This is a genomic window from Erwinia sp. 009765445 (assembly GCF_058137865.1).
On the sequence record NZ_JBYUWC010000010.1, the window covers coordinates 103,771 to 119,371 of the forward strand.

General features: G+C 53.7%; 12 protein-coding genes and 1 other RNA gene. 4 read left to right on the forward strand and 9 right to left on the reverse strand.

Features of this window, described 5'->3' with window-relative positions; genetic code table 11:
• Positions 1–169 precede the first annotated feature (169 nt).
• Together ydiK and rprA are read left to right on the forward strand one after the other, a co-directional pair.
• Entirely contained in the window at positions 170–1,282 is a 1,113-nt protein-coding gene (gene ydiK, locus AC3Y5R_RS12870; RefSeq protein ID WP_489921663.1) for an AI-2E family transporter YdiK, read from the forward strand.
• A gap of 264 nt (positions 1,283–1,546) precedes the next feature.
• An RNA gene (rprA, locus tag AC3Y5R_RS12875) (antisense sRNA RprA) lies at positions 1,547–1,654 on the forward strand.
• Between the two features lie 60 nt (positions 1,655–1,714).
• Here rprA and ppsA read toward each other — a convergent pair.
• Positions 1,715–4,096 (reverse strand): phosphoenolpyruvate synthase, encoded by a 2,382-nt coding sequence (gene ppsA, locus AC3Y5R_RS12880; protein WP_489921664.1) that lies wholly within the window; start codon positions 4,094–4,096, stop codon positions 1,715–1,717.
• A 471-nt stretch (positions 4,097–4,567) separates the two neighbouring features.
• Here ppsA and ppsR point away from each other — a divergent pair, with 471 nt between their 5' ends.
• Together ppsR and AC3Y5R_RS12890 are read left to right on the forward strand one after the other, a co-directional pair.
• On the forward strand, positions 4,568–5,401 hold the full coding sequence (gene ppsR, locus AC3Y5R_RS12885; protein ID WP_489921665.1) for a posphoenolpyruvate synthetase regulatory kinase/phosphorylase PpsR: 834 nt from the start codon (positions 4,568–4,570) through the stop codon (positions 5,399–5,401).
• A gap of 168 nt (positions 5,402–5,569) precedes the next feature.
• Positions 5,570–6,616 (forward strand): 3-deoxy-7-phosphoheptulonate synthase, encoded by a 1,047-nt coding sequence (locus tag AC3Y5R_RS12890; protein WP_489921666.1) that lies wholly within the window; start codon positions 5,570–5,572, stop codon positions 6,614–6,616.
• A gap of 664 nt (positions 6,617–7,280) precedes the next feature.
• Here the strand turns inward: AC3Y5R_RS12890 and AC3Y5R_RS12895 are convergent.
• From AC3Y5R_RS12895 to pheT, 8 genes are all read right to left on the reverse strand, one after another.
• The gene (locus tag AC3Y5R_RS12895) at positions 7,281–8,720 is read right to left on the reverse strand and encodes a protein adenylyltransferase SelO (protein ID WP_489921667.1); all 1,440 of its coding nucleotides are present in this window, start codon (positions 8,718–8,720) and stop codon (positions 7,281–7,283) included.
• A gap of 105 nt (positions 8,721–8,825) precedes the next feature.
• Positions 8,826–9,566 (reverse strand): EAL domain-containing protein, encoded by a 741-nt coding sequence (locus AC3Y5R_RS12900; protein ID WP_489921668.1) that lies wholly within the window; start codon positions 9,564–9,566, stop codon positions 8,826–8,828.
• A gap of 386 nt (positions 9,567–9,952) precedes the next feature.
• Positions 9,953–10,411: a C40 family peptidase gene (locus tag AC3Y5R_RS12905; RefSeq protein WP_489921669.1), complete on the reverse strand. Its 459-nt coding sequence runs from the start codon at positions 10,409–10,411 to the stop codon at positions 9,953–9,955.
• Between the two features lie 62 nt (positions 10,412–10,473).
• Positions 10,474–11,214, reverse strand: a complete 741-nt coding sequence (btuD, locus tag AC3Y5R_RS12910) for a vitamin B12 ABC transporter ATP-binding protein BtuD (RefSeq protein WP_489921670.1) — start codon at positions 11,212–11,214, stop codon at positions 10,474–10,476.
• A complete protein-coding gene (locus AC3Y5R_RS12915; RefSeq protein ID WP_489921671.1) occupies positions 11,215–11,760 on the reverse strand; it encodes a glutathione peroxidase in 546 nt (181 codons plus the stop codon). It lies immediately after the preceding gene.
• A gap of 42 nt (positions 11,761–11,802) precedes the next feature.
• Positions 11,803–12,786 (reverse strand): vitamin B12 ABC transporter permease BtuC, encoded by a 984-nt coding sequence (btuC, locus tag AC3Y5R_RS12920; protein WP_489921672.1) that lies wholly within the window; start codon positions 12,784–12,786, stop codon positions 11,803–11,805.
• Positions 12,787–12,905: 119 nt separating this feature from the next.
• The gene (gene ihfA, locus AC3Y5R_RS12925; RefSeq protein ID WP_004157378.1) at positions 12,906–13,205 is read right to left on the reverse strand and encodes an integration host factor subunit alpha; all 300 of its coding nucleotides are present in this window, start codon (positions 13,203–13,205) and stop codon (positions 12,906–12,908) included.
• A 4-nt stretch (positions 13,206–13,209) separates the two neighbouring features.
• A complete protein-coding gene (gene pheT / locus AC3Y5R_RS12930) occupies positions 13,210–15,597 on the reverse strand; it encodes a phenylalanine--tRNA ligase subunit beta (RefSeq protein ID WP_489921673.1) in 2,388 nt (795 codons plus the stop codon).
• Positions 15,598–15,601 lie beyond the last annotated feature (4 nt).

The window sequence follows — 15,601 nt, forward strand, 5'->3', positions numbered from 1 at the left end:
TATCACATTTTTTTATGACCTGCCGCGATTTAAAAAAGCACGTGAAAAGAATAACGTGCCGTTTCTGTCGAAAATGCGTCTAATACATCATGCTTAGGGTGCCAGGCATAAGAAATGCCTGCGTCCGTGAGGGACCACCCGTTTTTTTACCAGAGGTTAATGTTTATAAATGAAGAATGCGCACAAAGGATGGGATTTGCCGCAAATCGTCTTCTCCCTGCTGTTTACTACGCTGATGATCGTCGCCTGTTTCTGGGTGGTGCAGCCGTTCGTGCTGGGGTTTGCCTGGGCCAGCATGGTGGTCATAGCCACCTGGCCGCTGATGATCAAAATTCAGGGTTGGTTATGGGGAAGACGCTCGCTGGCGGTGGTCGCCATGACATTGATCCTGCTACTGCTGTTTATTATTCCGATCGCAGTGCTGGTCAACAGCCTGATTGAAAATAGCGGGCCAGTAGTGGCCTGGGCCACTTCAAAGCATCTGCAGTTGCCGGAACTGGACTGGCTGAGAAGCATTCCACTGGTCGGTAAAAAACTCGCCTCATTCTGGCATAACATGGTGCAGGGTGGCGGCAGCGCACTGATGGCCAGTATTCAACCTTATATCGGGCGCACCAGCGGCTTCCTGTTTGCCCAGGCCGGTCACTTTGGCCGCTTTATGATGCATCTGGGCGTGATGCTGCTGTTCAGCGTGCTGCTTTACTGGCGCGGTGAACAGGTTGGTCATGGCATCCGCCATTTTGCCTATCGCCTGGCATCCCGCCGCGGAGATGCGGCGGTTCTGCTGGCCGGTCAGGCTATTCGCGCGGTGGCATTGGGCGTGGTGGTGACGGCGCTGGTGCAGGGCGTGCTGGGCGGCATCGGCCTGGCGATCTCCGGCATCCCTTACGCCACGGTGCTGACGGTGCTGATGATTTTCTCCTGCCTGGTTCAGCTTGGTCCGCTGGTGGTACTGATCCCGGCGATCATCTGGCTCTACTGGAGCGGTGACACCACCTGGGGCACTGTGCTGCTGGTATGGAGCTGCGTAGTGGGTACGCTGGATAACGTGCTGCGTCCAATGCTGATCCGCATGGGGGCAGATTTACCGATGATCCTGATACTTTCTGGCGTTATCGGTGGTCTGATCGCTTTTGGCATGATAGGCCTGTTTATCGGCCCGGTGGTTCTTGCAGTCTCTTACCGCCTCGTCTCTGTCTGGGTCCATGAGGCTCGGGCACCGGAAGAAGATCCACAGGATGTGGTGGAAGAACTGGCCGAATTCGATCAGGAACCCCGTTAAAATAATCCTTTCAGCGCGGTCAGCCTGCCTGACCGCCCTTTCTGCAAAAAAACCTCACGTCACGTTTTAAATACTTTTGATAAATAACTTTTACCAGAAATCCCCTCATTCCGCCCTTTTCAGTCTCTCTTATGGTGAATTGATTACCATCAGTACAGTTTCGCAGCTTAACTGACGACATTTCTGTCACAAAAGATTATGGATTTTAAACTAATAAGAGGATTCTTAATGACTCGGTCTCCCCGTCTGAATAGTATGAATCCTACGTTTACGATCAAAGTGCTGATTTCTAAACAACCTTTTTCCCCTGAGTAAAGTAAAGAATTGCTGTGTGTAGTCTTTGCCCATCCCATGTGATGGGCTTTTTTTTGCCTGCAGAAAAGTAAAAAGGCCAGATAATCTGGCCTTTAGCGTATGTCACCGCCAACTGTGCTATTTATTCGGCATTTCTGCCAGGCTCAGCCAGGTTTGTACCACCGTGTCCGGGTTGAGTGACAGGCTGTCGATTCCCTCTTCCATCAGCCACGCGGCAAAGTCCTCATGGTCCGACGGTCCCTGACCACAAATACCGACATATTTCCCCTGTTTCTTCGCCGCTTTGATCGCCATCGACAACAGTGCTTTCACCGCATCGTTGCGCTCATCAAACAGTTCGGATACCACGCCAGAGTCACGGTCCAGACCCAGCGCCAGCTGCGTCATATCGTTGGAACCGATAGAGAAGCCGTCGAAGTACTGCAGGAACTCTTCAGCCAGCAGAGCATTGGACGGGATCTCACACATCATGATGATTTTCAGACCGTTTTCACCGCGCTTCAGGCCCTGACGCTCCAGCTCTTCCACTACCGCCTTCGCCTGAGCCACGGTGCGGACGAACGGCACCATAATCTCAACGTTGTTCAGCCCCATCTCATTACGCACACGTTTAACGGCGGCGCACTCCAGAGCAAAGCAGTCACGGAAGCTGTCAGCCACGTAGCGACCCGCGCCACGGAAGCCCAGCATCGGGTTCTCTTCTTCCGGCTCGTAACGTTCGCCGCCCACCAGGTTAGCGTATTCGTTGGTTTTGAAGTCGGAGAGACGCACAATCACCCGCTTCGGCGCGAAGGCAGCCCCCAATGTGGCAATCCCTTCGGTCAGGCGGGCAATGTAGAACTCGACCGGATCGTCGAAACCCTTCATCATTGTGCGGATCTGTTTCTGCAGCTCTGGCGTTTGCTGATCAAACTCAAGCAACGCTTTAGGATGCACGCCAATCATTCTGTTAATGATAAATTCCAGACGCGCCAGGCCAACACCCTCGTTTGGTAAGCAGGCGAAATCAAACGCGCGGTCCGGGTTACCCACATTCATCATTATTTTCAGTGGCAGAGACGGCAAATCATCGACCTGAGAGCTTTTCACTTCGAAGTCGAGTAAATCGTCATAGACATAGCCAGTATCGCCTTCCGCGCAGGATACCGTGACCTTGTGGCCATCTTTCAGCCGGTCAGTGGCATCGCCGCAACCCACCACAGCTGGAATACCCAGCTCACGCGCGATGATTGCCGCATGGCAGGTACGACCGCCGCGATTAGTGACGATTGCTGAAGCTTTCTTCATGATCGGCTCCCAATCCGGGTCGGTCATGTCAGTCACCAGCACGTCGCCTTTCTGGATCCGGTTCATTTCGCTAATGTCATGGATGACTTTTACTTCACCGGCACCGATACGATGGCCAATGGCGCGGCCTTCCACCACTACTTTGCCATTGCCCTGCAATGTGTAACGCTCCATCACCTGGCCGTTGGAACGGACGGTTTCCGGACGAGCCTGCACGATAAACAGCTTGCCGGTGTGACCGTCTTTCGCCCACTCAATGTCCATCGGACGCTGGTAGTGTTTTTCGATCTGCACAGCCTGCGCCGCCAGCGCTTCCACTTCTTCGCTGCTCAGACAGAAACGATCGCGTTCGGCTTCCGGCACGTCCTCAATCCTCACCTGCTCGCCATGCTCCTGCGAATCGGCATAGACCATGCGGATTTTTTTAGAGCCCATATTGCGGCGAACAATGGCCGGACGGCCTGCTGCCAGAGTCGGTTTGTGCACGTAGAACTCGTCCGGGTTGACCGCCCCCTGGACCACCATTTCTCCGAGTCCCAGAGCCGCGGTAATAAACACCACCTGATTGAAACCAGATTCGGTATCGATGGTGAACATCACGCCCGCCGCGCCCACATCTGAACGCACCATACGCTGAACACCAGCAGACAGTGCCACGCCACGATGGTCATAACCCTGATGCACGCGGTAAGAGATTGCACGGTCGTTAAACAGCGAAGCGTAAACGTGCTTCACCGCAATCAGCACGGCATCAAAACCCTGCACGTTAAGGAAGGTTTCCTGCTGCCCGGCAAACGAAGCATCAGGCATATCTTCTGCAGTGGCGGAGGAGCGCACGGCAAATGAGGCTTCTGCATCGTCGGAGGAAAGCTGCTGATACGCTTCCCGGATCGCGGCTTCCAGATGCGGCTGGAAGGGAGTGTCCACAATCCACTGGCGGATTTGTTTGCCTGCTTTGGCCAGCTCGTCAACATCATCAATATCGGTCTTATCAAGCAGGTCGTAGATACGCTGATTGACGCCGCTTTGATCGAGGAACTGATTGAATGCATCTGAGGTCGTCGCAAAACCGTTCGGAACGGAAACGCCGAGCGAGGACAAATTAGTAATCATTTCACCCAGAGAGGCATTTTTGCCTCCCACCCGATCAACATCGTTCATGCCAAGCTGGTTATACCAGAGCACAAGCGGCAGTTCGCCTTTATTGGACATTGAAGCAATCCTTTTGAGATTTAATTAAGTAATGAGGACAGAGTGATACTTTTTGAGCTTGGCACATTACGGTGGAGGAAAGAAACTGTTGAATCGTTCTAGCAGATAAAAAAAACACTTTTAAGAAAACTCCGCCTGCTTTCAGGACGTTGCGCAACAAATTGAATGATATAACTCTTTATCTATCATCAACCTGCTCACACTCCTGACGTTATCAGCGCAATCTGTTTGCGCAACCAAACTTGATTCGTATTCAGAATGCTTTTTAGATTAAGCTCTATTTTTACGAATACTAAAAGGAAACATCATTTCATTAATGCGGCTTTTTTTACCCATAGCGTCATTTTATAAAAATAAAGAGTCCATATCATTAACTTATGAAGTTTTTATTTTGATTTTAAACTAAGTCACTATTTGCTTTCTCGTGACCGATTAATTTAGTCTGCTAAGAACAATCTGTTGGGAGACGAAATGGACGTGAACAGCGAACGAAGTGTTTTTTATATCTCGGACGGCACAGCGATCACTGCTGAAGTGCTTGGGCACGCGGTGCTGTCGCAGTTTCCCGTGGGCATTAACAGCGTCACCCTGCCATTTGTTGAGAACGTGCAGCGAGCACAGGCGGTGAAGGCTCAGATCAATGCTTTATATCAGAAGAGCGGCGTGCGCCCGCTGGTGTTCATTTCCATCGTCACGCCGGAGATCCGCGAAATCATTCTGCAAAGCGACGGGTTTTGCCAGGACATCGTGCAGTCGCTGGTGGCACCGTTGCAGCAGGAGCTGGGGATCGATCCGGCACCGGTGGCAAACCGGACGCACGGGCTGACGGCGGGCAACCTCGGTAAGTATGATGCGCGTATCGCGGCGATTGATTACACCCTCGCCCATGATGACGGGATTTCATTACGCGGGCTGGAAGAGTCGCAGGTTATTTTACTGGGCGTCTCGCGCTGCGGTAAAACGCCCACCAGCCTCTATCTGGCAATGCAGTTCGGTATCCGTGCCGCAAACTATCCTTTTATTGCTGACGATATGGATAACCTGAAACTGCCGCCCGCACTGAAGCCCTTTCAGAATAAATTGTTTGGCCTGACCATCGATCCGGAACGGCTGGCCGCGATCCGCCAGGAACGTGCAGAGAACACCCGCTACGCTTCAATGCGCCAGTGTCGTCTGGAGGTGGGCGAAGTGGAAGCGCTGTTCCGCACCAATCAAATCCGCTATCTGAACAGCACCAATTACTCGGTGGAAGAGATTGCCACTAAAATCCTCGATATCATGGGGCTGACCCGCAGAATGTACTGACGCTGAGCCAGTGCATTTATTGATCGTTCTGCAGAAAGAGTGATATTTATCCCGTTGCGCCCGAATTGCGGGCGTTTCGGGTTGAAATCACCGCTGTTTGGTTTATTGTGATCCCCATCACTTCCCGGTACTCCTGCCGCTGCGAAGAAAAAAATTTCAGAGATGGTTATGAACAAAACAGATGAACTGCGGACCGCGCGCATCGAGAGCCTGATTACGCCTGATGAGCTGGCGAAGCGGCACCCGATCACCCCGGCCATTGCAGCCAGCGTCACCGACTCCCGCAAACGGATTGCCCGTATTCTTTCTGGTGAAGATCGCCGCCTGCTGGTGGTGATTGGTCCCTGCTCGCTGCACGATCCCAAAGCCGCAGTGGAGTATGCTGCCAGGCTGAATGGGCTGCGTGAAAAATATCAGTCGCGCCTTGAAATCGTCATGCGGACCTACTTCGAAAAACCACGCACCGTGGTCGGCTGGAAAGGCCTGATTTCCGATCCCGATCTTGACGGCAGTTTCCGCGTCAATAATGGACTGGAGATCGCCCGTAAGCTGTTACTCGATATTAATGCGCTGGGGATGCCAACGGCCACCGAGTTCCTGGACATGGTGGTGGGTCAATTTATTGCCGATCTTATCAGCTGGGGCGCAATTGGTGCCCGCACGACGGAGAGTCAGATCCACCGGGAAATGGCGTCAGCTCTCTCCTGCCCGGTAGGCTTTAAGAACGGTACGGATGGCAATATTCAGATCGCTGTTGATGCGATCCGCGCTTCCCGTGCCAGCCATATGTTCTTATCGCCGGATAAGCATGGTCAGATGACTATTTACCAGACCAGCGGTAACCCTTCCGGCCATGTGATTATGCGCGGCGGCAAGCAGCCTAACTATCATCCGGAAGATATCGCGGCTGCCGCAGAGAGCCTGCGCCAGTGTAGATTGCCGGAACAGCTGGTGATCGACTTCAGCCACGGGAACTGCCTGAAACAACATCGCCGCCAGAAAAACGTGGCGGAATCTGTTGCACAGCAGATCCGTGACGGGTCGAGGGCGATTGCGGGCGTGATGGTTGAGAGTTTCCTGCAGGAAGGCACGCAGAAAGTTGAAGCGGGTAAGCCGCTGGTTTACGGCCAGTCGATTACCGATCCGTGCCTGGGCTGGGAAGACAGCGAGGAGGTGCTGGCGCTGCTGGCTGAGGCTGTTGATTCACGTTTCTGAGGGGCGATCGGAGCTGGTGAGTTCTTAAAAGATCAAAACCGGCCCCGGTAATTGGTGCCTGTAAGGTCAAAACCTGTTCTGATGATCGATGCTGGTGAAGCCAAAACCGGCCTCTGTGATCGACGTCGGTGAGGGGGAACTCATCCGGGACGCCGTGAACCCGTCCGTGGGGGCTTGATTGCGGCGTCCATGCCGCAAACACCCGGCTGAGTTCCCCCTCACCGCCCCCCACAAATTTCCGCGTTGTTGGTGAGTTAAAAAATCCAGTTTAAAAGCCCCCCTCTTACTCATCAACACTGCGGTTGTTGGCAGAAGAAGCTTCCTGTCACAGCCATTCCGTGGCCGCTGCCCGGAGAGGTTTTCCAACACAGCCACTCATTTGCTGCTGGCTGATGAGGTTATCCAAAACAGCCACTCTGTAGCTACAGGCAGGAGGGGTTATCAAAACAGCTACTCTGTAGCTATTGGCAGGAGGGGTTATCCGGATAAGCGGACTGTGTCGCGCAGGGACGCGCGACTCAAGCCATCAGGGATGATTTCACGGCATGTCCGTGTTCCGGATAACCCCTCCTGCTGACACAGAACATGGCAGCTACATTACTCCGGATAACCCTTCCAGCTATCACCGGACATTTCAGCGACCTGACTCAGCCCCCAAATTTGCTCAGCTCGAACAACTCACTTCCAGCTTCTTGCCCCAGTCCGGTGGCCGCCGCATCAAATCAGCAAATTCCGGCGCATCGTCGAATGGTTTGCTCAGCGCCTGATGCAGCCGCGTTAACATGCTGATATCATCCTTTTCCGCCAGCTCAATCGCCTGCTGCGCCAGATAATTTCGCAAGACTATCGCCGGGTTAGCCTGTTTCATCTCCTGCTGGCGATCTTCATCGCTGCGATCTTCCTTAATCAACCGCTGCCGGTAAATGTTGTACCAGCTGTCAAACGCCTCACGATCGATAAATTCGTCCCGCAACGGCGACTTCAACTGCTGCTGCTCCGTCTCGCTCAGTTTTCGGAACGTCAGAGTGTAATCGCTGCTCTCTTTGGTCATCAGCGCTAACAGCCCGGTCAGAATATCGTTGTCGTCACGATCCTGGGTCTTCAGCCCCAGCCTGGCCCTCATCTGCTCGCCCCAGCTGCGCATCAGCTCTGGTTCGTACTCTGCCAGCGCCTGCTTCAGCTGTGCGATATCCAGTAACCCCGACAGCGAATGCGCCAGGCGATTCAGGTTCCACAGCCCCACCACCGGCTGATTATCAAAACTGTAACGCCCCTGATAGTCAGAATGGTTGCAGATAAAGCCCGGTTGATAATCATCCAGGAATCCGTAAGGTCCGTAGTCCAGCGTCAGGCCCAGAATCGACATATTATCGGTATTCATCACCCCATGGGCGAAACCCACGCTCTGCCAGTGAGCAATCAGCCGTGCCGTTCGCCTGACCACATCACTGAACCACAGCAGATAACGATCGGCCTCTTCCTGCCATTGCGGCCAGTGGTGGCGGATCACATAGTCAGCAAGCTCACGCACTTTCTCAGGCTGTCCGGCATAGAAAAAATGCTCAAAATGACCAAATCTGACATGGCTTTCCGCCACGCGCAGCAACATTGCACCACGTTCGGAAGTTTCACGGTAGACCGGCTCATCGCTGGTCACCACCGTCAGCGCACGAGACGTCGGCACGCCAAGGGCATGCATCGCCTCAGAGGCCAGAAACTCACGCAGGGTGGAGCGCAGTACTGCCCGGCCATCTCCCATGCGGGAATAAGGTGTCAGACCAGCCCCTTTCAGATGCCAGTCCATTTTGCGACCATCGTCCAACTGCTGCTCACCCAGCAACAGACCCCGCCCGTCACCTAATTGCCCCGCCCAGACGCCAAACTGATGCCCGCTATAGACCTGCGCCAGAGGCTGCATGCCAGGCAGCAGCGCCTGTCCACTCCAGAGCGCGGTCTTTTGTTCCGAGAACCAACTCTGATCCAGCCCAAGATCCTGTGCCAGAGCCGGACTGTGGAACAGCAGGCGCGGATTTTTTAGCGGCGTTGGCTGCAACGCCGTATAGAAACCCGTCAGTTCCTGATACCAGGTATTGTTGAATTGCATGACTTCCCCTTACGTTTGCCGCGACCATCGTGGTTACCGTGCTCTGGCATGACGCCCAGTGTAAACCTCCTGAGAGGAGGTAAACACGGACTCATTAAGGGGGTATTAGTGCGGGTCGCCTACCAACTCTTTAGGGGGATCAATCAAAGATGAAAGCGCATCTTCTCCCACCGGAGAGAAAAGAGAACTCTGAATACCGTCAAAATCGTAATGGCTGATTTTTTCCAGCCCGGGTAAATCATCAATTCCCTGCACGATAACCTGCTGGCAATGAGGTTTAATGTGATCCAGAACTGTACTAATGAATGGCCTGAAGGAGAGGCGATTGATATTATGTTGAATAAAGCCTTTGTCCAGTTTGATCCTGGAAAACAGATCGTCATATACGGCTTTTGAAGGCGCCTTACCGGCACCGTAATTTTCCAGACTTAAGTCGAAGCGCTGACTCAGAGCCATCAGGCTGGGATTGTCTTTTCCCAATTTCAGGTCAGGGAAACTTTCGTTAATTTCCAGTTCCAGCCATTCCAGCGCATCCAGTTTACGGGCCAGAAATTCACTTTCCAGGATCGCTTTCGCAAGGATATCGTCTATTTTCAGGGCAACTTTAACGCCCTGCTGACGAAAGAAGTCATGGTGTTTTTCAATGCTGTTGATTTGCGTTTGCAACAGGGTGATTCGCTGATCGGTAGTAAGCTGGGGCAGCAGAATATGCTGAGGGATCGCCACGTTTGCGGTACTGTGCGAGAAATGTGTCAGCAGCTCGACCGAGATCAATTGACCGTCGAAGCTGTAGACCGGGTAGAATGCTGTGTAACTCTTATAATCCGCTTCCAGATGGATTTTCATTTTTATTTCAGCCGTGATGAAGTGGCAATTCGCGCAGCCTGAATCGACATTGTCATGGCCCAATCAGTGCCATTATAAATTTCAATTGTCGTCAGAATGCAGAAACAGGGCGAAAAACCCTGACTAAAACGCTAAGCTACCACAACTCCCACATGAAAGATGCTTAACGATTAAATCACAAACTAGCGATTCAGAGCCATTCATACATTTACTTTAATCACCCTTTACAAAAATCTGACATAAGGTTGTTTCCGGAAACACCCTTAAGGGCAATTGGTTCAATTATGCAGGAGAAACGTGGTTATTGCTTATTATCATCCCATAAATCAAATGCCGAATAAATGAGCATTTTCCCAAATGCTTAGCAGACTATAAATAAGTCGAAATTAAATGCGTCTTGCCTGCCAGAAAACTTTTTTCCAGTAAATGTTATTTAAAGATGAGCGAATAACCCCCTGGCTGGTAGAAGCATGAATAAACTGGTTATCGGTATCGTAGATACCCACGTGCAGCCCATTATCTCCCCCTCCGGTTTTGAAGAAAACCAGGTCGCCAGGTAACAGATCATCCTTGCTGATGCGGGTACCGATATCGGTCTGCGCCACCGTGGTTCTGGGCAGTTGCAAATCGAAGCGGTCGCGGAAGGTCATATAAACGAAGCCGGAACAGTCAATCCCACCCCGGCTCATGCCCCCGTAGCGGTAAGGTGTGCCACGCCACTGGCTGAGCTGTTCATTAAGTTGGGCAATCACGGTAATAGAATCGGAAAGGCGTCCATTTGGCGGCGGCGCATGGCTGCTGCAACCCGCAAGAATAACAATGATCAGCAGAAGCCAGTAGCGCATAAAGGAGATCCTTCAGAAGAGAAGACTACTCTACCTGGAAAACAGGCTGACAGGCAATATCCTCAGAGGAATGTGGTCAGCATTTCGTGACCTTCAACGGCCAGCCTTCTGAAAGAGACGCCATAGGTTGCGCTCAGTATTTCCGGCTGAAGCACCTCACTGGCACTCCCCTGCTGCACCAGTTCGCCGTTTTTCAGCAGCCATACGCGCTGCGCATTATGCAGGCTGTGGTTGATGTCGTGGCCGCTCATGATCACCGTCAGCCCCGCCGCTACTCTGCTCTGCAGATAGAGATCAAACGCGGCCTGCTGAGCGAGGTCCAGCCCGCTCAGTGGCTCATCCAGCAGGAGCAGTTGTCCTTCTGGCTGAGCCATCTGGCCGAACACCGCCGCCAGCCGCACCCGCTGCCACTCGCCACCGGAAAGCTGGCGGAGAGGACGGATGAGTTTATCTGTCAGCTGGAGGGTGTCACAGATGGCCATAACGGTCTGCTCATCGGCCGGTGTGATGCCAGTCAGGTGCAGGCTCAGATAGTGCCAGACCGGCATATTACCCACTGGCTGCTGCTGCTGAGCAAGCCAGGCCCGATGGCAGGCCAGCTCAGTGCCGGACCACTCTGCCAGCGGCCTGCCGTTAAACAAAATTTGCCCCTGTGCCGGCAGCAGTCCGGAAAGACAGGTGAGCAGCGAACTTTTGCCTGCGCCATTGGGCCCCAGCAGGTGGATCAGTTCACCCTGCTTCGCTGAGGCGCTGAAAGGAGCAAGGCGTCGTGCAACCGCAACACCTTCACACTGCAACAGCATCTATTTTGCCAGCGCCTGTTTAATACTGTCGACGATCAACGGGTTTTCAGGCTCCATATCCGGCGAGAAACGCTGTAAAACCGTGCCGTCACGACCAATCAGGAATTTTTCGAAATTCCACAGGATATCGCCAGGCTCCTTGGGTGCACGCCCTTTGCTGACCATCCGTTCGAGAAAACCGCTGTCCTGCGGGGCAATGGCTTCAGGCTGTGCCGCCACCAGCTGTTTATACAGCGGATGGCGCTGCGGGCCGTTGACTTCCATTTTGCTGAACATCGGGAAAGTCACACCGTAAGTGGTGCTGCAGAAGGTTTTGATCTCTTCTTCACTGCCCGGCTCCTGACCCAGGAAGGCATTGCACGGGAAGCCCAGAACAGAGAATCCCTGTCCGTGCAGGTTCTTCTGTAATTTTTCCAGCTGCTCGTACTGCGGGGTCAGGCCGCATTTAGAGGCCACGTTCACCACCAGCAACACCTCTCCTTTCCACTTCGCAAGCGTGGTGTGTTCATTATCCAGCGTAACCAGTTCTGTGTCGAAAATACTCATTGGTTTTTCCTGTTTCAGTAGAGAGAATTTGCCGACCGGCGTTTAAGGCCGGTTGCGTAAGAGTAACCAGATAAAGACCGGGGCACCTAACGTTGCCGTCACCACCCCGATGGGTAATTCTGCTGAAGTCATCGCCACCCGGGCGACAATATCCGCAGCCAGTAACACGCCACCGCCCGCCAGTGCACAGGCAGGCAACAGCATACGATGATCGCTGAGGCCATTAAGACGCAGGATATGCGGTATGACCAGCCCGATAAAGCCAATCGCGCCTGCCAGCGCCACGCTGACGCCGGTCAGCCAGCCAATCGCCAGCACCAGCAAATTGCGCCAGAGGATCAGTGGCAGGCCCAACTGGCGGGCGGACACTTCGCCCAGCGCAATCAGGTTAAGCACCCGCCAGCGTGAGCAGAGCCACAACAGCGCCGGTAAAAGCGCCAGCATCAACCAGCCATGCCGCCAGTCGATACCGCTGAATCCTCCCATCATCCAGTACATCAGCTGACGCAAATCGAGACTGGAGCTGAAATAGACAGCCCAGGTCATGATCGCACTGCAGATGATGCCCAGCGCCACCCCGGCCAGCAGTAACCGGCTGTTGGAGAGGTATTTCTGTGAAAAACGCAGCAGGATCACGGTGATCAGCAACGCACCAGCAATGGCACACAAGCTTAGCTGCCACAACGCTTCTGCTCCGGCAAAAATACTCAGCACCAGCCCCACACCCGCGCCGTTCGACACGCCAAGCAGGCCTGGCTCTGCCAGTGGATTCTCAAACAGTGCCTGCATCACCGCTCCGGCAACGGCCAGAGACGCGCCCACCAGCAGCACGGCCAGCGTGCGCGGCAGGCGCAGCTGCCAGACAAACAGCTCCCCGTCAGGCGTGAACCAGACAGCAGGCGACAACCAGCAATCGCCCGCACAAAGGCTGATAATCCCTATCAGCAGGCTAAAGATGATCAGGCCGATCAGCCAGCGTCGCTGGTGCCGGCGGGCCAGTTCCTTCTGTCGGGAAAGCAGAGTCATGCGTGAGTTTTCTTGGTAATCGATAAATAATGGCCGAATCTGCCCTGAACCAGGGCAGATTCGGGTCGATAGCCGCCAATGAAAAAGGCCGCAAAAGCGGCCTTTTTAGATAGCAGAAATCAGTCTTCTTTCGGCGTGGCATTCTCAACCCGGCTTTTGAGCTTCTGCCCAGGCCGGAAAGTCACCACTCGGCGCGCCGTAATCGGAATGTCTTCACCGGTTTTGGGATTACGCCCCGGACGTTGATTTTTGTCGCGAAGGTCGAAGTTGCCAAATCCTGACAGTTTGACCTGTTCACCATTTTCCAAAGCGCGGCGTACCTCTTCGAAAAACAGCTCTACCAGCTCTTTGGCATCCCGTTTGCTAAGCCCCAGCTTCTCAAACAGATATTCAGACATTTCAGCTTTTGTAAGCGCCATAGGTTCAATCCCTCAAGGTTGCCTGGAATCGCTCTTCTAATGCCGCAACACATTTGGCGACGGTTGCAGCAATCTCCTCTTCTTCGAGTGTCCGGTCGGTATCTTGCAAAATCAGGCTGATAGCGAGGCTCTTAAAACCTTCATTTACACCCTTACCGCGGTACACATCAAACAAGTTTACGCCAACTACCTGATTTACGCCAACTTTCTTACACTCTGCGATGATATCTGCTGCCGGGACGTTTTCAGCCACCACAACAGCGATATCACGGCGGTTTGCCGGGAATCGGGAAATCTCGCTCGCGTCAGGCAGGACGCGGTCTGACACCTTGTCCCACTCCAGTTCGAACACCACAGTACGGCCGTTAAGATCCAGTTTCCGCTCAAGTTCCGGATGTACAACACCGATGAAACCGATACGATTATCCTGTAAATAAATTGCGGCACTCTGTCCCGGGTGAAGAGCCGGATTGGCCTCTGCGCGGAATTGAATGTCAGACAATTTGCCGGTCAAATCGAGGACGGACTCCAAATCACCTTTTAAATCATAGAAGTCAACTGCCTGATGCGCCAGATCCCAATGCTCTTCGTAGCGGGTTCCGCTGATTACGCCAGCCAGCATAACATCCTGACGGATGCCCAAGTTTACCTGAGTATCAGGCACAAAGCGCAATCCACTCTCAAACAGACGAACACGGCTCTGCTGGCGATTCTGGTTATATACCACCGCAGAAAGCAGCCCGGTCCACAGCGAAAGGCGCATTGCAGACATTTCCACCGAAATCGGGCTTGGCAACACGAGGTTCTCTTCGCCCGGGTGCAGCAGCGACTGAATTTTCGGATCGACAAAGCTGTAAGTGATCGCTTCCTGGTAACCTTTGTCCACCAGCATCGCTTTTACACGCTTCAGGGAAAGGTTGGCTTCACGGTGGGCAGTCATCACCAGACCGGCCTGTACGGGCACGTCAGGGATGTTGTTGTAGCCATAGACGCGGGCCACCTCTTCCACCAGATCTTCTTCAATTGAAATATCGAAACGCCAGCCTGGCGCGGTCGCCTGCCAGAATCCATCGCCTTCGGTCACTTCACAGCCCAGACGGCGCAGAATGTCGCTGACATCACGGTCGGCAATCACATGCCCAATCAGGCGATCCAGTTTCTCACGGCGCAGCTTGATGGTGGCACGCTTTGGCAGGGTCGCTTCGTTGGTCACATCAATGATCGGGCCTGCTTCACCGCCACAGATATCCAGTAGCAGGCGCGTGGCGCGCTCAATCGCTTTAAACTGCAGTTGTGGGTCAACACCACGCTCGTAACGGTGAGAAGCGTCTGTGTGCAGGCCATGACGACGTGCGCGACCAGTAATCGACAGCGGGCTGAAGAAGGCACACTCAAACAGCACGTTGGCCGTTTCTTCGTTAACACCGGAGTGCTCACCACCGAAGATACCGCCCATTGCCAGCGCTTTATGGTGATCGGCAATCACTAAGGTATCGGCATTCAGCTTAGCTTCAGAACCATCCAGCAGCGTCAGGGTTTCGCCCTCTTCTGCCATACGCACAACAATGCCGCCATCGATGCGATCGAGATCGAAGGCGTGCATCGGCTGACCCAGCTCAAGCAGCACGAAGTTGGTGATATCAACAACCGGGTCGATTGAGCGAATGCCACAGCGGCGAAGCTTCTCTTTCATCCACAGTGGAGTAGCCGCCTTAACGTTGATCCCCTTCACCACACGGCCGAGGTAACGCGGACAGGCGTCCACCGCATCCACACGGATAGGGAAAGTATCCTGAATAGTTGCTGCAACTGGAGTGATTTCCGGTTCGACCAGCGCCATTTTATTCAGCACGGCCACATCACGGGCCACGCCAATGATCCCCAGACAGTCAGCACGGTTTGGTGTGACGCTGATTTCGATGGTGCTGTCATCCAGCTGCAGAAAATCGCGGATGTCGGTACCCACCGGCGCATCCAGCGGCAGCTCGATGATGCCGTTATGATCGTCGGAAATACCCAGCTCGGAGAAGGAGCACAGCATACCTTCTGAAGGCTCGCCGCGCAGTTTAGCCGCTTTGATTTTGAAATCACCCGGCAGTACTGCGCCCACGGTAGCCACGGCCACTTTCAGGCCCTGACGGCAGTTTGGTGCGCCGCAGACGATGTCCAGCAGGCGGTCGCCGCCAACGTTAATTTTGGTTACGCGCAATTTGTCGGCATTCGGATGTTGGCCGCACTCCACCACTTCACCCACTACCACACCGTGAAAAGGACCGGCAACGGCATCAACGCCGTCAACTTCCAGGCCAGCCATAGTGATTTGTTCGGACAGGGCTGCGCTATCGATGGCCGGGTTAACCCACTCACGTAGCCAGAGTTCGCTGAATTTCATTGCT